This is a genomic window from Corynebacterium sp. MSK074, assembly GCF_030229735.1.
Taxonomy (GTDB): Bacteria; Actinomycetota; Actinomycetes; order Mycobacteriales; family Mycobacteriaceae; genus Corynebacterium.
The window spans coordinates 1-17,463 of sequence record NZ_JASPIX010000017.1 but is presented as its reverse complement, the minus strand read 5'-3'; the positions used below and the strand labels follow the sequence as shown (position 1 = coordinate 17,463).

At 58.1% G+C, this 17,463-nt stretch carries 19 protein-coding genes; 1 reads left to right on the top strand and 18 read right to left on the bottom strand.

Annotated features, from left to right (window positions below):
• Positions 1-118: 118 nt before the first annotated feature.
• The 4 genes from der to scpB are packed head-to-tail and all read right to left on the bottom strand — an operon-like array spanning position 119 to position 3,908.
• Positions 119-1,699, bottom strand: coding sequence for a ribosome biogenesis GTPase Der (gene der, locus QP965_RS10835; RefSeq protein ID WP_284844907.1), 1,581 nt, complete (start codon positions 1,697-1,699; stop codon positions 119-121).
• On the bottom strand, positions 1,692-2,387 hold the full coding sequence (gene cmk / locus QP965_RS10830) for a (d)CMP kinase (RefSeq protein ID WP_284844906.1): 696 nt from the start codon (positions 2,385-2,387) through the stop codon (positions 1,692-1,694). The genes der and cmk overlap by 8 nt, the downstream gene beginning before the upstream one ends.
• Positions 2,387-3,298, bottom strand: a complete 912-nt coding sequence (locus tag QP965_RS10825; RefSeq protein WP_005324678.1) for a pseudouridine synthase — start codon at positions 3,296-3,298, stop codon at positions 2,387-2,389. Before QP965_RS10825 ends, cmk begins: the two co-directional genes overlap by 1 nt.
• A 55-nt stretch (positions 3,299-3,353) precedes the next feature.
• A complete protein-coding gene (gene scpB, locus QP965_RS10820) occupies positions 3,354-3,908 on the bottom strand; it encodes an SMC-Scp complex subunit ScpB (RefSeq protein ID WP_284844905.1) in 555 nt (184 codons plus the stop codon).
• A gap of 88 nt (positions 3,909-3,996) precedes the next feature.
• On the opposite strand from scpB, the gene QP965_RS10815 reads away from it, so the two are divergent.
• On the top strand, positions 3,997-4,563 hold the full coding sequence (locus QP965_RS10815; RefSeq protein ID WP_284844904.1) for a GNAT family N-acetyltransferase: 567 nt from the start codon (positions 3,997-3,999) through the stop codon (positions 4,561-4,563).
• On the opposite strand, the gene QP965_RS10810 is transcribed toward QP965_RS10815, so the two are convergent.
• The 14 genes from QP965_RS10810 to QP965_RS10745 form a co-directional block, all read right to left on the bottom strand.
• Positions 4,560-5,357, bottom strand: coding sequence for a segregation and condensation protein A (locus QP965_RS10810; RefSeq protein ID WP_284844903.1), 798 nt, complete (start codon positions 5,355-5,357; stop codon positions 4,560-4,562). The genes QP965_RS10815 and QP965_RS10810 overlap by 4 nt on opposite strands.
• A 6-nt stretch (positions 5,358-5,363) precedes the next feature.
• The gene (locus tag QP965_RS10805) at positions 5,364-6,236 is read right to left on the bottom strand and encodes a ParA family protein (RefSeq protein WP_049378276.1); all 873 of its coding nucleotides are present in this window, start codon (positions 6,234-6,236) and stop codon (positions 5,364-5,366) included.
• 127 nt (positions 6,237-6,363) lie between these two features.
• Positions 6,364-7,371, bottom strand: coding sequence for a hypothetical protein (locus QP965_RS10800; protein ID WP_284844902.1), 1,008 nt, complete (start codon positions 7,369-7,371; stop codon positions 6,364-6,366).
• 12 nt (positions 7,372-7,383) lie between these two features.
• On the bottom strand, positions 7,384-8,274 hold the full coding sequence (xerD, locus tag QP965_RS10795) for a site-specific tyrosine recombinase XerD (RefSeq protein WP_284844901.1): 891 nt from the start codon (positions 8,272-8,274) through the stop codon (positions 7,384-7,386).
• Entirely contained in the window at positions 8,271-8,909 is a 639-nt protein-coding gene (locus tag QP965_RS10790) for an NUDIX domain-containing protein (protein ID WP_284844900.1), read from the bottom strand. Before QP965_RS10790 ends, xerD begins: the two co-directional genes overlap by 4 nt.
• A gap of 3 nt (positions 8,910-8,912) precedes the next feature.
• Positions 8,913-9,815: a copper transporter gene (locus QP965_RS10785; RefSeq protein WP_284788709.1), complete on the bottom strand. Its 903-nt coding sequence runs from the start codon at positions 9,813-9,815 to the stop codon at positions 8,913-8,915.
• A 3-nt stretch (positions 9,816-9,818) separates the two neighbouring features.
• On the bottom strand, positions 9,819-10,970 hold the full coding sequence (steA, locus tag QP965_RS10780; RefSeq protein WP_284844899.1) for a putative cytokinetic ring protein SteA: 1,152 nt from the start codon (positions 10,968-10,970) through the stop codon (positions 9,819-9,821).
• Positions 10,971-10,989: 19 nt separating this feature from the next.
• Entirely contained in the window at positions 10,990-12,660 is a 1,671-nt protein-coding gene (gene recN / locus QP965_RS10775) for a DNA repair protein RecN (RefSeq protein WP_284844898.1), read from the bottom strand.
• Positions 12,660-13,544, bottom strand: a complete 885-nt coding sequence (locus tag QP965_RS10770) for an NAD kinase (protein WP_239278867.1) — start codon at positions 13,542-13,544, stop codon at positions 12,660-12,662. Before QP965_RS10770 ends, recN begins: the two co-directional genes overlap by 1 nt.
• Positions 13,541-14,347 carry a TlyA family RNA methyltransferase gene (locus QP965_RS10765; RefSeq protein ID WP_239278868.1) on the bottom strand — a complete coding sequence of 269 codons (807 nt, stop codon included), beginning with the start codon at positions 14,345-14,347 and terminating at the stop codon, positions 13,541-13,543. The genes QP965_RS10770 and QP965_RS10765 overlap by 4 nt, the downstream gene beginning before the upstream one ends.
• Entirely contained in the window at positions 14,347-14,508 is a 162-nt protein-coding gene (locus QP965_RS10760; RefSeq protein ID WP_005324658.1) for a hypothetical protein, read from the bottom strand. The genes QP965_RS10765 and QP965_RS10760 overlap by 1 nt, the downstream gene beginning before the upstream one ends.
• Entirely contained in the window at positions 14,499-15,482 is a 984-nt protein-coding gene (locus tag QP965_RS10755; protein WP_239278869.1) for an HAD-IIA family hydrolase, read from the bottom strand. The genes QP965_RS10760 and QP965_RS10755 overlap by 10 nt, the downstream gene beginning before the upstream one ends.
• Positions 15,482-16,291 carry a tetratricopeptide repeat protein gene (locus QP965_RS10750; RefSeq protein WP_284816081.1) on the bottom strand — a complete coding sequence of 270 codons (810 nt, stop codon included), beginning with the start codon at positions 16,289-16,291 and terminating at the stop codon, positions 15,482-15,484. Before QP965_RS10750 ends, QP965_RS10755 begins: the two co-directional genes overlap by 1 nt.
• 79 nt (positions 16,292-16,370) lie before the next feature.
• Complete coding sequence (locus tag QP965_RS10745; protein ID WP_284844897.1) at positions 16,371-16,730, bottom strand: hypothetical protein; 360 nt, start codon at positions 16,728-16,730, stop codon at positions 16,371-16,373.
• Positions 16,731-17,463: the final 733 nt, after the last annotated feature.

Sequence of the window (17,463 nt, the reverse complement as noted above, 5' to 3'; positions counted from 1 at the left end):
TATCCTATCCAGACCCACATGAACGGATATAAACGGAAAGGCGAGCGAAGTCTCACACCGTGTCCGGTGCAATAATCGCTCGCCTGAATGCTATAATCCCAGCGTAACGGGCATACTGCTAGCGCTTCTTGCCGCGCTTTTCCCTCACGCGCACTGCGATGCGGATAGGCGTTCCGTGGAAACCGAACCGCTCGCGGAACTTGCGCTCAAGGTAGCGGCGATACGCCGCATCCAAGAAGCCCGTCGTAAACAAGACGATGGTCGGCGGCTGAGTCGAGGCCTGCGTGGCGAACAATACGCGCGGCAGGCGGTTATTCTTCATCGGCGGCGGGTTAGCCGCGATAGCCTCACGCAGCCAGTTATTCAGCTGGCCCGTGGACACACGCTGATCCCAGCTTTCCAGTGCCTCAATCATGGCCGGCTCCAGCTTCTGCAGCGCGCGGCCCGTTTCCGCAGAGATATTCACACGCGTAACCCACGGCAAGTGGCTCAGCTGCTGATCAATCTCGCGGTCCAGGTAGTAGCGGCGATCCTCATCCATGAGGTCCCACTTATTAAACGCAATCACCAGTGCCTTACCCGCCTCGAGCACCATATTGAGCACGCGCTGGTCTTGCTCGGAGATCTCCTCAGAGGCGTCGATAAGCATGATGCAGACCTCAGCAGCATCGATTACGCCGCGGGTGCGCAAGGACGCATAGTACTCATGCCCCTGCGCATTCTTTACCTTCTTGCGCAGGCCCGCGGTATCAATGAACTTCCACAGCTGCTCATCTAGCTGCACTAGAGAGTCCACCGGATCCACGGTGGTTCCCGCGACGTTGTCGACCACGGAGCGCTCCTCGCTGGTGAGCTTATTCAGCAGCGAGGACTTGCCGACGTTAGGCTTGCCCACCAATGCGACGCGGCGAGGTCCAGAGGTAATCGCGGTCTGCCGAGGCTCTTCAGGGAAGACCCGCAGAATCTCATCGAGCACGTCCGCACCGCCGCGGCCATGCTGGGCGGATACGGGCCACGGATCGCCCAAACCCAAGGCATAAAATTCCGCCATATCTGCGTACTGATTATCGGAATCGAACTTATTCGATACCAAAATCACTGGCACAGGCGATTTCTGCAAGCGGCGGGCCATAACCTCATCCGTCTCCGTGATGCCCACCTTGGTGTCAACCACCATAACGATGACATCGGCAGTTTCCATGGCGACTTCTGCCTGGCGGGCAATCGCCGCATGGATACCCTTCACGTTGGGATCCCAGCCACCGGTGTCCTGCACCAAAAAGCGCTGGCCATTCCAGTCCGCAACATAGGAGATGCGGTCACGGGTAACGCCTGGGTGGTCCTCTACCACCGCTTCGCGGCGGCCAAGGAAACGGTTAACCAAGGAGGACTTACCTACATTTGGGCGCCCGACTACGGCCACCGTGCACAATGCTTCCTCGGTGTGATCATCGGATTCCACACCGAAAGCGCGGGAGAGTTCTTCCCACTCCTCTTCGCTCAAAGGTTCTTCTGCGTGCGCATCGTCGCCATAATCGGCCTCTCCGAATTCCGAGTCATCGAAGTCATAGTCGAATTCCTCGGTATTGAAATCATCGGCGGCCCAGCCAGGTGAGGCCTCTACGACCTCATCATCGAACTTACCGACCGGATAATGGAACTGAGTCTCCGACTCTTCCTGGGGATCGTGATTAGTCATTGGCAGACTCCTTTACCACGTTAATCAGAGCTTCCAGCACATCCTCTGGGCTCATATTGGAGGTATCGACTAGGGTTGCGTCTTCCGCTGGGCGCAGTGGTGAGGTCTTGCGGGAAGAATCCGCAGCGTCCCGGCGCTGGACATCTGCGAGTACCGTCTCGTAATCCGAAGCGATGCCCGCCTTTTCATTCTGGGCTTGGCGGCGCTGAGCGCGGACCTCGGCAGAGGCAGTCATGAATGCCTTTGCGGGGGCGTCGGCAAGCACAACCGTGCCAATATCGCGTCCTTCTACAATCGCGCGGTGAGCCTCGCGGGCAAGCTTGCGCTGCAGCGCAACCAGATTCTCGCGCACCTCCGGAATGGCAGATACAGCGGACACGTTGCGGGTGACTTCGTCTTCTCGAATAACGCGCGAGACGTCCTCACCGCCGAGGAGAACCTCGGTGGAGTCCGGGTCATCGGATACCCCTAAGGGCAGATTGGCCGTAGCCGCAATAACCGCGGCGGTGTCAGCAGGGTCGACGCCTTCACGCAGCACCGCAAGCGTTGCCACTCGGTACATCGCACCAGTGTCGACGTACTTTGCATTCAGTTGCTTGGCCAGCGCACGGCACGTGGTCGACTTTCCAGTTCCAGATGGGCCATCCACGGCGAGGATGAGACCCTCATTCGGCATATTAGAAATCATTACATCTCCACCGCCTTGTATAGGCTAGTCAGCTCGCTGGAGTTGAGGGCACGCAGACCGCCAGGCTTCATATCACCCAGCTGAACCGTATGCAGCTTAGTACGCACCAGGCGCTGCACGGGGAAGCCCGCTTCCTTCAACATGCGACGCACGATATGTTTACGGCCTTCGTGCAGCTCAAGACGCACCAGAGAATACCCCTGGTTGGTATCAACTACCTGTGCAAAGTCCGCCTTTGCCAGTCCGTCTTCCAGCTCGATACCTTCCTTGAGTTGGCGCACGAGCTTCCTATCGGCCTCGCCCAATACTGTCGCGAGGTAGGTCTTGGTCACCTCGTACTTGGGGTGCATCAAGCGGTTGGCCAACTCGCCATCATTGGTGAGGATAAGCAGGCCTTCCGTATCGGCATCGAGGCGGCCGACGTGGAAGAGTCGCTGGCCAGCTGCGACCTTTTCTGACACCACGTCGCCCACGCACGGGCGCCCCAGGTCATCAGACATGGTGGACTGCATGCCGCGCGGCTTATTGAGCACAAAATATTCGTGCTCCTCATTGACGTTGACGCGCACGCCGTCTACTCGGATGACGTCAACGGAGGGGTTTACCTTGACGCCTTGCTTGGCGATGATCTTGCCGTTGACCTCAACTCGGCCGGCATCGATGAGGATTTCTGCGTGGCGACGGGAAGCGACGCCCGCCTTGGCGAGCACCTTTTGGAGGCGTTCTCCCTTGGGCTTGTCTTCATCGACCAGCCAATCGGCGCCCAATTCGCGGGCTACGGATTCTGCAGTAGCCTTCTGCTTTTTCTTTGACACATGCTGGTGACGGGCCGGCTTAGCATTGGAGACAATGATGTCACTGTCTCGCTGCTTCTTATCCGGTGTGCCGTCACGGCGAGCGGGAGGAGTCACGTACGTGTCCTTTTCTCTCGAAGATATGAAATTACCTGGGCAATCCTACCCCACGCTAGTACTCTTCGTCGATCGCCTCTACGTCAGGCAACAGCGGTGCCAAGTCTGGCAGGCGCTCCAAAGAATCGATCCCCAATAACTCGAGGAATAATTCCGTCGTCTCGTACCGGTGCGCGGCGCCCTCAAAATCATCCTGCGGCAACTCCCGGACCAACCCGCGCAGGTTAAGGGTACGCATAACACCATCAACGTTGACACCGCGAACCGCCGCCACCTGCTGGCGAGTAACAGGCTGGCGATAAGCCACTACCGCCAAAGTCTCCAGAGCAGCGCGGGAGAGCTTGGTTTGGGCACCATCCAAGAGAAATTCTTCTACCGCACCGGCATTTTCGGTGCGCGTATAAAAGCGCCACCCCTCTTGGGTCTCGCGCAGGTCAATACCGGAACCGCGACTATCCAACTCCCGCTGAATAGAACGCAAGCAATCACTAACGACGTCCGCTTCCGCCCCCAGCGCACGCGCCAATGACTCCACAGAGGCTGGAGAGTCGAGCACGAGCAATATGGACTCAAGACGGGAACGCAACTGCGAGATGAGGGGAAGATCCATAGCGCCCGAGTTTACTGGAGAAGAAAAAGTCGCTGAAAATTCTTCAAATCACTTTTAATCCTGACTGTGACTCGTATAACATATTGTCATGGAAACTATCACTCGCACTGACAGACTCATCCTCATCCCGCTGTCCGCCGCTAATACCGAAGAGACCCACAAGGTCTACAGCGACGGACGTATCTGGAACCACCGTCCCAATGGGCGCTTTGCTGACATCCGCACCACGCGTGCACTCGCACAAGCATCCTCCGAGTCGTGGGACGCCCACCACTTCGGGCCTTGGGCCGCGTATATGCGCCACAACCCTTCGGAATTCGTCGGTGTCGGTGGTGCCATCTTCGTCGACGAGGGAAACTTCTGGGACATCAAATACCGACTGCGCCCCGCCCACTGGGGTGCAGGTTTTGCCACCGAGATCACCTCCGCGGCGGTGAAGAGCATCCGCCAGGTGGACCCCAACTCACCGATCACGGCCCGCGTAACCACAAATCACCCGGCGGCCATCCGGGTCATCGAAAAGCAAGGGCTCCAACAGGTATGGGAAGGGCGCCGCATAGGCACCGAGGACAACCCAGATGAACCAGACGTACGCGTCTACTCCGACCGCGAGCTCTCCCCCGAGACACTGGAATTCATCCAGCAGCGCCCTTAGTCCCAGTTCGCTGCGGCAACTACCGCTGGGTCAACATCCAGGCCCGTCCACGAGAGGTCCAGCTGACCCAGCGCTTCTTCTTGTTGAGCATCAACCGCCTTGGCTTTGTACAACTCCAACAGGGCCAAGAAACGCCCCACTACCTGCATAGAAACCGTACAGTCGCGGGTTAGCGCACCAAAGCTGGTCCATTGACCTGCGCCGAGTAGCTTGAGTGTTTCCAAGATCTTGCCGGCCTGCTCTGGTACTGATACTGCTACGGCGTGCACGTGACCGGTTGCCACCTCCTCCGGTGGTTTGGGACGGAACACGCCCGCAGCCAACTCGGCAAAGCTGGCCGGCGTATGGCCGAGCGAAACTGGAGGCAAAAGTTCAGCAAACGTCTCCTCGATGGAAACCGCGCGCGGATAGCTGCGCTGCGCCTCGCGCTGCCACACGGCGAATTGGTCCGCTGCTTGCTTATAAGCCTTGTACTGCAACAGACGGGCAAAAAGGAGGTCGCGCGACTCCAGCAGTTCTAAGTCTTCAATATCGTCGACGTCACCGCGCGGCAGTAGCCGTGCCGCCTTCAAATCCAAGAGCGTAGCTGCCACTAGCAAAAAATCAGTGGTCTCATCCAGATCAGCGGACTCTCCCAGCTGGCGTGTATACGCCACGAATTCGTCCGTCACTTCTGACAGCGCAACGTCAGTCACGTCCATCTTCTTGGACTGAATGAGCTGCAATAGCAGGTCAAATGGGCCTTCAAAATTCCGCAGTGCAATGCGAAAGCCCGTAATCTCCGGCTGGGTCACGATACCTTAAACGGTCGAGCGCTCGATGACCTCTTTGGCCAGGTTCCGGTACTGCTGCGTGGCCGGGGAGCTTGGTGCCCAGGTAGTAATCGGCTCGCCGGCTACCGAAGTCTCTGGGAATCGAACGGTCCGGGTAATGACGGTGTCAAAGACCTTATCGCCAAAGTAATCCACCACTCGGGACATAACTTCCCGGGCGTGCTTGGTCCGGCGGTCAAACATGGTCACTAGGATTCCCATGACCTCAAGGTCAAAGTTAATGCGATCAGAAACCTTTTCCACGGTATCGGTCAACAGCGCCAAACCGCGCAGGGAGAAGAACTCGCACTCCATAGGGATGATCACACCCTGTGAGCAAGCAAGGGCGTTGACGGTAAGCAAGCCCAAGGAAGGCTGGCAATCAATAATGATGAAATCATAATCGCGGCGCACCGGACGCAGAGCTCGGGCAAGGGTGTGCTCGCGACCTACTTCATTGACCATCTGAATTTCTGCGGCGGAAAGGTCGATATTTGCCGGCACCAGATCCAAGCCCGGTACACCGGTGTGCTGGATAGCGGAATGAATAGAGGTGTGACTATCGAGCATCACGTCATAAATGGTGTCCTCGATATCATCATGCGTGAGACCAAGGCCTGCCGACAGCGCTCCCTGGGGGTCAAGGTCAACCAAGAGGACTTTACGGCCATACTCCGCCAAGCAGGCACCCATATTGATGGTAGAGGTGGTTTTGCCGACGCCACCCTTTTGGTTACACATCGAAATAATGGTGGCCGGCCCATGCTTCTCCAAGGGTGCGGGTTCCGGTAGCTCACGGATAGGACGACCGGTCAGCCCCACCTCTACGTCAGAGGCAGAAAAGAGACCCTCTTCGCTCACAGTCACACCTGCTTCCTTGACGCCAAGTTCCGGACCATGACACTTGGCTTAGGGTTGATTACAACGTTGTCATTAAAGCGTACCCGCTACAGCCCAAAAGTACCGAGACTTAGTGTATATCAAGCGTTTAGCGTTGACTAGAACGGCGTTTGAGGATTGCCACTAGAGCTATGAGTGCGATGAGCACCGCTGCGGCTACCCCTCCTATAATCCACCCTAGATATGAGCCGCCGTCTTCTTCTTTGGGTTCCTTTCGCTGGCGCTCATCGAGGTTTTCCGCGGCGGATTGATAGTTAGGGTCCTGTAGGGTGACGATGAGTGCGGCCCCAGAACCGTCATTGCGAAGCAACTGCATGATAAAGGGATTATCAGGCGCCTCGCCCTCCGGATAAGTCAAGGTGAGGGTTCGAGAAGAGGCATCCACGTCACGCTTTACGCCTTGGATGATATTGCCCTCGCCATCGAGGTAACGCAGCGTGACGTCGTTTTCTTGCGTGTCCTTGAACTGCTGGTAGAGGTCAAAGGCCTGCTTGAAGCCCATCTTCGCGGTAATAGTATTGCCTTCGATTTTGGATTCAAGGTTGACGTATTCCGCGCCTTCAAGGTTGGCTTCCCCAGCAGGCTTGCGCTCCGGCTTTTCACCTGGAACAACCGGCAAGTTGCTATTTTCCTTCGACGGCGCGGGCTTGCCATCTCCGCTCTCGGCATCTTTTCCTGCTGGAGCATTGTCACCTCCAGTCGGCTTATCAGAGCCCGAATCCGGCGCTGGAGCTGGGGCCGGTCCGCCTTCCGCGCCATCAATTTCTTCCTGAATGTCCTCCTGCGCAACCGACCCATCGGCTACCAGCGTCAGGGTCGCATTCATGCCTTGGGCGGAGACAGGAACCGAGACTTGGCCGCCTTCTGCTGGGGCGGTGATGGTAGCGGAGGTACCAGAGGCAGACACGCTCCACCCATCGCCGGAGTAGCTAGCTTCGGCCGGCACGGGCAAGCTTACAGTCGTGGTCTGGCCGGCAGGAACCGAAATGGGAGCGGCAATAGCAGCCTCTACTTCCGGCGGCAGCTGGGCGTGTGCCACCGCTGGGAAAAACAAGGCGGTAGATAGCACCGCACCAGCTACACGAGTTGAAAACATATAGGTCCTTTCTTAGGCACGGGGATGCGCAGTGCGCCACACCTCGCGCAAGGAATCGGCAGTGACGTGAGTATATATTTGCGTTGTTGTCACCGAGGAATGTCCCAGCAATTCTTGCACGGTGCGCACATCTGCGCCGCCTTCAAGCAGGTGCGTCGCAAAAGAATGCCGCAACGTGTGCGGAGAAATGGACTTTCCCAATTGCGCCCGCTGCGCTGCCGTCTTCAACACAGTCCATGCACTTTGACGCGATAGAGCCCCACCGCGGGTATTGAGAAACAGCGCCGGCGTCTTCCCTTTGCTCAGCGCCGGTCGCGCCCGCACCAGGTAGGCATCGAGAGCCTGGCGAGCATGCGAGCCCACTGGCACAACCCGCTCTTTGTCTCCCTTGCCCCGCAGGCGTATTACCTCCTGCGCGGAGGAAACGTCATCAACGGTAAGGGAGATAATTTCTGAGATGCGCGCGCCGGTGCCATAGAGCATCTCCAGCAGGGCACGGTCGCGCACATCTACTGGGGTCTCAGTAGGGGTCGCTTCAATGAGGGCGGTGACCTCGTCAACCGATAATGTCTCAGGCAAATGCTGCCCAGTTGACGGAGGGGTTACCTCAACCGCGACATCGACGTCCACTACGCCTTCTGACACGGCAAATTTATGCAGTCCGCGAGCAACGATGAGCGCTCGGTTGGCTGAGGACACCGCCATGTGTGAGCGCAGGTCTTTGAGATAAGCCTCCACCATCGGTCGTGTCACCAACCGCAGATCATCTACCCCGTTATCCCTCAGCCAGGAGAGGTAGCGGCGGACATCGCGGCGATAGTTGCTCAACGTATTGGCAGAAACGCCGCGCTCGACTGCTAGGTGATTAAGCCACGTCTGCGCTATGTTTTCGAGCGCACTCACAGCTGCTTTAGGTCCGCGCCCGTGCGGCGGGAGCTCATTGAGGTCGGTCGAAGGTCGAACGGCTCCTCCACGCTGCGGGTCTGCTTGCCGCCGCGCAGCACAGCGTAGGCGGCCAAGATACCACTGCAGGCGATGGAATTGACGATGTCGCCGCGCAGCACTTTGTCGACGGCCTCATCGAGTCCCACCCAGGCGACTTCCATATCGGCCTCTTCGTCACCGGTAGCCTCCATCCGGGGGACCTCGGAAAGCTCCGAGGCAAGGAATACGCGAACCGCCTCCTCGCAGAAACCCGGCGAAGTCACAAGGTCCGTCAGCACGGACCACGTCTGCGCGCTCAGACCGGCCTCCTCCTGCAGTTCACGCTGGGCGCCGGTCAGCTCATCCTCACCGCGAACGTCGAGCAATCCCGCTGGCAGTTCCCACAGGCGCTTTCCCACGCTGTGGCGGTACTGATACACCATCGCAATACGCTCGTCTGAGTCCACTGCCACGACGGCCACAGCACCTAGGTGCTCGACTACTTCCCGGGAGGCAGATACGCCACCGGGCATCAGTACCTCGTCGCGGCGCAGGGCAATAATGGGGGCGTCGACAAGCAGCTGCGAATCAAGCACCTTGAAATCATGCGCCATGGGCTATTCCTTTCCCGGCAAGGCGGAGTCAGCAGTTTCGGTGGCGCCATAGTCACCCTGGCCACCATCAAGTTGTTCCTGGGTGGCCAGAATGACCGCAATGCGCTCCACTGCCCGTTCTGTGCTATCGACCGTAGACAGCTCCGCGTCCTGATCACGCACTTGGGCTAGCGCCTTATCATCCTGGGTCTGCTTGGTGCGCCCGCTCAACACCACGGACCCATTGACCTCATCCAACCCGGTGGCAAATTCTGCCAGCGCGGTTGACGGGTAACCTCGCAGGCCATTTCCAGAGACCACGATGATGGCCTGGGCAGGCACGATGGTGCCGTCCTCGTAATCAATAAAGCCCTCGTCGCGCAGCTTATGGAGCACGTCTGCACGCTCGTCTACCGAGGCCAAAGGTTTCGTGCTCTCAGGATCCATAGACAGCGCAGTACCCAGGACCTCACCGCTGAGGGCTCCTGCAGAATCCAAGTCCTTGATATCTGCCTTCTTGGGCGCAATATCTTTCAAGATGGGAAGCAGCTTGTCCTTAGTTTCGGGGCGCAAGAAGTCCTTGGTCAGCTTAATCTCGCCGGCCTCCGTGGCATCGGAAGACTCCAAGAGCTTCCGAATCGCGTCCACGTCTCCGCCATTGGCGTCATCGGTGGTCACGATGAGTACTGGGCGCTGCGACAATGTCCCGTCAACCATTTCCGCACCAGAATCGGCCACGATCTTGTCGCTAGCCTCATTCTGGGTCTGCAGAATCTTATTGTCTTGGACCACCTTGCGGTGTTCCTCGCGGATTGGGTCGTCGTCTGCCATGCTGGTGGTCAGGTTTGGCGCAATCACCAGGGCGCCCAAGGCTACGCCTACCGCGGCGCCGAAGCCCAAGCCTGCTACAAGCTCAGTCTTTGCCATGCCTTATGCGCCCCCAAAGAGGCTAGACCAGGTTTCGCTAAGGTTGCTAGCAAAGTCTTGGCTGCCGCCAAAACCGACGATGAGGATGACCGCCGCAATGGCAACGAGGATTCCCAGTACTGCCCACAGCCAGCCGAGGTTGGAGGAAGGCGCACTGTAGAGATTGATCACCGCATCAGCGTCAACCACCTTGGTACCGGCCTTGAGGCGGGACAGCACGGCCGAGGGGTTGGTGCGGTCAGCAAAGATATCATCGAGGTCTACCCCACCGCCGGCCTGCACGATGAGATCCGCGCCGTGGTAATCAGCAAAGAGTAGGCCCAGGTCGGTACCTGAGTGTGTTGCTGCGGGGAAGGTCATCGCGCCGATGCCGAGGTCCTGGATGCGGTCGAGGCCTTCTACCTCCCCTTCCGGGTCCGCAGGAACGATTACGCGGGCACCGCAACGCAGAGCTTCATCACTCACGCCATTGGGATCCCCAATAATGAAATCTGGCTTATATCCTTGGGCCAGCAAGGAATCTGCCGCCGATCCCACTGCGATCAGCAGCGGCTCATACTCGCGGATAAAGTTGCGCAGCTGCTTGAGCTGTTCGCGGTGCCTATCGGTAGGCGAAAAGAGGACAACCTTGCGGCCGGCGATTTCGGAGCCGGAGGCGGGGACGCCGAGGCCGTCGATAAGCAGTGGGCCTTCCGAGTTAATAAAATCGATGGAATTGCCAAAGAAGGATTCCATGTGGTCGATCAGCGCGCCCTGCGCCGCAGTGAAGTTCTTTTCTGCTCGCTCGCGGGTTACCACGCGGCCGGTGCCGAGCGCTTTATCGCCGCTAAAGACCGTGCCGTCTTCCCCGATGCGCGCCTTTTTGCCCTCTTTGAACTCGGAAACAAAGGACTGCCCCACGCTTTCAAGGAGGGTAATGTCGGCGTCAAGCAGCATGTGCGGGCCATAATTTGGGACAGTGCCGGTAGAAAATTCCGCCACGTTAATGACGGCGGAGGGCTTAAGGTCTACAAGAGTTTGAGCCTCGTGGCGAGAGATATTGGCCGCATCAATTACGGCGACATCGCCTTCACTAAACTTTTTCATCCCCTTAGCGCCTGGAGTGCAGTCGCGCAGCGCACCAGGCTGCTCGGGGTTACGGGAAAACAGAGCCATGGGCCCTATTGTGGCGTGATTATGGTTTCGAGTGGGTGAGGCGCGCGGAAGCTTCTTCCTGTGCGCGGTCAAAAAGCTCCTGCGCGTGCGCTCGGCCGGTCTCGGTGTCGTCCAACCCCGCCAGCATGCGGGCCAGCTCCTCCACGCGTTCCTCCTGTGATAGCTCGGCCACGCCAGAGGTAAATTTCTCCTTCGATACATGCAGGTGCGCATCCGCGTACGCTGCGACCTGTGGCAGGTGCGTTACCACAATCACTTGGTTATGCACCGCCAAGCGCGCCAGGCGGCGGCCGATCTCTACCGCTGCGCGCCCGCCCACGCCGGCATCGACCTCATCGAAGACCAAGGTGGCGCCGTCCTCGTCTGCCAGCACGACCTCCAAGGCCAGCATGACACGGGAAAGCTCGCCGCCCGAGGCAGCAGAGGCAATCGGCTTACCATTCAACTGCAGCTCGGCCGCGTCTGCACCGGACTTAGAATATTTCGCCTGCGTAAGCTCGACCGTCAAGGTCGAATTTGGCATGGCCAAGCCATGGAGCTCCTGCGTTACCTGCTCCCCCAAAGCTTTCGCCGCTTTCCGACGCCCCCTTGTCAGCTCCCCTGCCCGCTCAATCATCACCGATTCAGCGTCTTTGACCTGCTTTTTCAGCTCCTCCAGGGCTTCAGTAGAGGTATCCATAGACTCGAGCTTTGCCGCCGCCTCATTGCGCCAGGCCACGACGCCATCAATATCCCCTGCGTACTTCCTAGTCAACGTGCGCAATTCCTGCTGCCGCTGGAGGGACTTTTCCAATAGGTGTGGATCCGCCGGCAGCCCCGCCAGATATCCACCGAGCTCGCCGGAGATATCGCCCAGTTGCGACGAGATCTCGCTGAGCCGTTCGCCCAAGGCCGCCAGTTCCTTATCGGTGGAGCCCGCCAATGCCGAGACCGCCCGGCCCAGCAAGGCCGAGGCAGCCTCCTCCAGCTCCTCGGTGCCGTCGATGGCAGCCAGCGCAACTTCCGCGGACTCTCGCAGCCCATCGACGTCTTGCAGCTTGCGAACCAACTGCACCAGTTCTTCATCCTCGCCGGGTTCTGGGGCGATGCCATCGATCTCATCGACGGCGAATTGCAGACGGTCAACTTCCTGCGCCAGCTCGCGGCGCTGCTCCGTGCGCCGCTTATAGTCCTTCGCTAGGCTGCGCCACTCTTTAAAGGCCTCGGTATAGCGCTCCCGCACACGGGCCAATTTCGGATCCGCACGGTCTACCGCACCCAGTTGCTCCTCGGGCGCGAGCAAACGCAGCTGATCATTTTGCCCATGCACTGTAATGAGCTCGCGCGCGAACTCGCCCAAGGTTGCAGCCGGTACCGCCCGGCCGCCTAAATAGGCCCGCGATCTTCCCGCGGCAGAGACTGTGCGTGAAACGATATACTCGCCATTTTCGTCGGGCTCTCCGCCTACCGACTCCACCAGCTCACGGATCGAGTCCTTTGCAGAGGAAAAATGTCCCTCCACTGCAGCCTTTTTCGCGCCATCGCGCACCCGGGAGGCGTCCGCGCGACCACCGGCTAAGAGCCTTAAACCAGTAACCACCATGGTCTTACCCGCACCGGTTTCACCGGTAAGCACGGTAAGGCCCGCGGATAGTTCCGCGGAGCTCTGGCTAATAACGCCCAGATCATTGATGGAAATATCGACGAGCACTATTTCTCCTTCGGCCCGCGCCACCCTTCCACGGGCAGGCGCAGCTTCGAGACTAAACGGTCAGTAAAAGGTTGGTCATCCAAGCGTACCCACCGCACCGGACGCTCGCCTCGCACTACTTCCACTCGTGCCCCTGGTGGCATCGCAAATTCGCGGAAGCCGTCTAATATCACGGTGGCTGGAGTCGTGCGCATCGTCGATTCGACGGCCACTAAAGAATTGGGCGATACAACCAATGGCTTGGTAAACAGCGCATGCGCATTATTAGGTACCACCAAAATTGCATCCAGAGAGGGCCACAACACAGGACCACCTGCGGAAAACGCATAGGCGGTGGAGCCGGTAGGCGTGGAAATCAGCACGCCATCGCAGCCAAAGGACGACACCGGCCGGCGGTCAACTTCCAAGATTGCATCCAGGACGCCGGAGCGGTTTTGGTTTTCTACCGAAGCCTCGTTCAAAGCCCAGCTGCGGCTAAGAAGGGTTCCTTCCTCATCAAAGATGGACACATCAATGGTGAGGCGGTCTTCAATGCGGTAGCGCTTTTCAATGACCCGCACCAAGGCCTGGTCGAGGGATTCAACCTCCCACTCGGCCAGAAATCCCACGTGTCCTAGGTTGATGCCCAGCACTGGAATATCTACGGCCCGCGCCATGTCGGCGGCACGGAGGAAGGTTCCATCGCCGCCTAAAACCAACACCAATTCGCACCCTGCGGCCGCATCTTCAGTGTGGGGTACATGCTTTAATCCCGGCAGTACCTTTTCGTCCGCGCACACTCGAACAGTAATTCCCGCACCTTGCAAAAGCTCCGCTGCACGCGACGTCGCCTCCAGGTTCTGCTGGCGGTTGGCATGAGGTACCAACAGGATCTCACGTGTCATTGCGGGCCTTCCTCGACTGCGCGGTCAATCATTTCTTCCACTGTAGCCAGATCTGTGGGCTGGCCGTCCTTCTTCAGCCACAGGAAGTACTCCACATTGCCGCTTGGCCCAGGCAGCGGTGATGCAACAGCCCCATGCATACTAAGCCCCAGCGACAACGCAAATTCAGCGACTTCCTTGGTTACTTCTTTGCGTAACTCCGGCGAACGAACCACGCCACCGCTGCCGAGGCGCTCCTTGCCCACTTCAAACTGGGGCTTCACCATGGGCAACAACCAAGCACCGTCCTTCAGACAATCCACAATGGCCGGCAATACCAAGCGGAGGGAAATGAAGGACAAGTCGCCTACCATGCCGTCGCAGGGGCCGTCGGTAAGCTCCAGCGTCAAATTCCGAATATTGGTGCGGTCTAAAACAGTTACGCGATCATCGTTTTGCAAGCGCCAGAGCAGCTGCCCATAGCCCACGTCGACAGACAGCACTTCCTGCGCACCGTGTTCCAAGCACACGTCCGTAAAGCCACCGGTAGAAGCGCCGGCATCGAGGATGCGGCCGTTCATGTCGACGTCGAACGCCGCCAAGGCGCCCAAGAGCTTGTGAGCGCCACGTGAAGCCCACTTGTCTTCTTCGGCTTCCTCTACCTTGATGGAAACCTCGGGCTCTACAATCGACGCCGGCTTCTGCGCCTTGAAGCCACCAACCGTGACACGGCCGGACTTAATCATCTCCCGTGCCTGCTCACGTGACCGCGCAATCTTTCGGCGCACCAGCTCCGCATCTAACCTACGACGTTGTGGGGGCATCAATTCTCCTGCAATGCATCGCGCAACACATTGTGAGCGCGATCAAGCTGATCTACTTCAGCGGCCAAATCCGCTGCGTCTTCTCCAAGGATCTCTGCTACTTCCGCATCGATCTCTGCCGGTTCCTTGACGGCTCGAAAATCGTGCGGCTTTACCGCCATTGCGCAACAACCTTTTCCGCACGCTCGCTACGCGGCTGAATATAGCGCGGCGGCGACGGCATGGCCCATGCAACTTCCAACACCGTGCGCAACGCCTGAACGGAGGTAGACTTTTCGTCGCCGCCCTCGAGCAAAAGGTCATGGCCATCGCACCGCGCCGTAAATCCACCCTGTGCCCCGGGACGAGCGACAGAGACAGGAAGGGCCAACTCGTGCATGCCAGCGCCAATAAAGTTAGGGCGTGCCTCCACAGGAGCCTCAATCAGCTCCAACTCACCAGAAACGCCGGTGAGCACATGGAAGGTATCCATTGCAGCAGAGTTACCACCTGCAATATCAGTATCCAGACGGTCTCCCACAGCAAGTGGCTTTTTCGCGCCGATTTGCTTTGCCGCAAAAGTAAACATGGCCGGCTCAGGCTTGCCAGCAGATACCGGCTCTACCCCGGTGGCTGACTGGATGGCGGCAACCAGAGAACCATTTCCCACAGCAAGACCTCTCTCAATCGGCAGAGAGGTATCGAGATTCGAAGCAAAGAACTTGGCTCCCTGGCGGATGGCCAAGGCACCTTCAGTCAAGTGTTCCCAGCCAACCGAGCGGTCAAAACCTTGCACTACGGCAGCAGGCTTGTCATCGGCGCTGGAAACTACCTTGAAACCCATCTCTCGGGCCAAGTCACGGAGAGAATCGGCACCGATGATAAGGAGCTTCGCCCCAGCTGGGACCTCTTCTGCTGCTAGTTGGAGAACCGCTTGCGCAGAGGTAACGATCTGTTCTGTACCCGCAGTGAGCCCGATGTCCGCGAGCATCTTCGCCACTGCATGCGGGCTGCGCGAAGCATTGTTGGTCACATACACTGCCGGCACTCCGCAGGTGTTGATGACGTCCACTACGTTTGAGAGTGGACGGCCGCCTTCCCACACGGTGCCATCGAGATCAAGGAGAAGAGCATCGTGCTTGCTGAGAACCGTCACTACTTGCACTCCTCTAGGCGCTCGGCAGCATCAGTCCAGTCGCCTTCATCAATAGAAACTGCGTGCTCAAACCAGTCCCGAGCCTCGTCCTTCCGGCCTGCTTCAAGCAGAGCATTACCATAGGCATAAGCGAGACGGCATGCGCTTACCCCGCGGGCATCGCGGTTAGGATGTGCGCGCTGAATGGTGACAACCGCGGACTCAGCTTGCCCCATGTCTAGGCGGGCGCCGGCCAAAACAATTGCCAGCTCAATCGTGGACTCTTCATCAAGTTCTGATGCTTCCTCCGCACGGCCTAGCTCGAGCGCCTTTTCCGGGCGGCCCAAACCGCGTTCGCAATCAGCCATGACTGCAAGCATTCCGGGGCCACCGGAAATGCGGCGCGCGGCACGCAGCTCAGCGAGTGCTTCCTTCCACTCGCCGGCGCGATACGCAGCGATTCCGTTGACTTCACGGGCGATAGCAACTCGGCCTGCACGATCCTTGGCAGCGCGTGCGTGGCGCAGGGCCAGCTTAGGATCATCCTCCATCCAGGTCGCAGCCATGATCATATGCTTAGCGACGGCCTCGGAATTCTCCTTCGATAGCGACTTCAGGTCCTGCAGCACCATCGGGTCCAGGTCGTTGACATCTACCTCTGCCGGGATGTCTGGGTCACTCATGCGACGGTTAATGCGTTCCTCACGGTAACCGGAGCGCTGCGGCGAAAAAGACTTCTTCTTCCGGGAATCGCCCTTAAAATCACGGCCCTTGTTATTGCGTGGCTTGCGGTCACGTCCGCCGCGCCCATTGTGATTGCGCTCCGACATTCAGCCCTACCCTTTCTTGGTTGGAACTAGCACAGAAATACCGGCCCTATTCTACAACCCGCAAACAAAAAGCCGGAATTTAGATCCTGACGGGCTGCCGCAGCGTTACCCAAACATTACTCATCACAGCAACCCAGACGCACACCGTGACGAAACGGATGCTGCCACCAGGAACAAGTAGCGCGCCTAGCGCGCCGTAGACAACAAATAGCAGGCCCCACAGCGCTTGACGACGCACCCCTGTCCTCAATGCAGCCAGACCGAGAAGAATCACTGCACACACAAACAAAACCGCACCAGTCGCAGCATCCCACCAGCCCACACTGTCGCCTTCACACGAAATAGACAAGAGCAAAGAGCCCGGAAGCGCAGTACCGATACCGAATAAGACCCTAGTCCCAGAAACATCTAGCGGTCTTTCAGAAGAGAAGTCAGCCACCGCTAAATCTCCTTAAGCCGCTGCGAAAAATAGTCACGGTTAAATTCTTGATTCTCAGCGAATTCCCTAAGCACGCCTGGCCAAGTCGGATACGCATCAATAAGGTTTTCTGCGACATTCAATAGTGGTGAGAATGCAATCTCACCCCATCTAACGCCTATGCCTACCCGTTCAGAGTATGCTGTGCTGCTCAATGGGCCTAGAGCCCACTGGCTACCGGAAGAAGCATTCATCCATGTACCGCTGATAGCCAGTATTCGGGAAACCTTGTCTTCGTAGCTGTGCTTGGAGTTTAAGACGTCTAGCACCGCGTCGAACGGAAATTCTTTGGAACCCTGGGTGACTTGTTCTCCCTGCTCCGGCGTTAGCTCCGCGAGCGTCGCGGGAATCGCAACGGCGTGAAACTCTTACAGGCGCCTTCCAAATTGCCGATGATAGCCATCGAACCACATGAGCTTCCTCCCAAACTATTGAGTGGATAAGTGTAGCGAAAATGCAACGAAAAAGTTTGCTCTTCAGGACATCATTTGGATTAGCCCTCAAGCTCGCTTCACAGACAATCGCGGTAAAACGTCGAATAAAGCCGTAGAAGGTCTCGGCACTTTATAGTGTGCGTAGCTTCTACGGCTTCATCGTTACGGTATTTTGTTGTGTTTTGTTGTTTGGTGTCGGCGGTGACTTACTCTCCCACAACCTCCCGGTTGCAGTACCATCAGCGTGTGCAGGCTTAGCT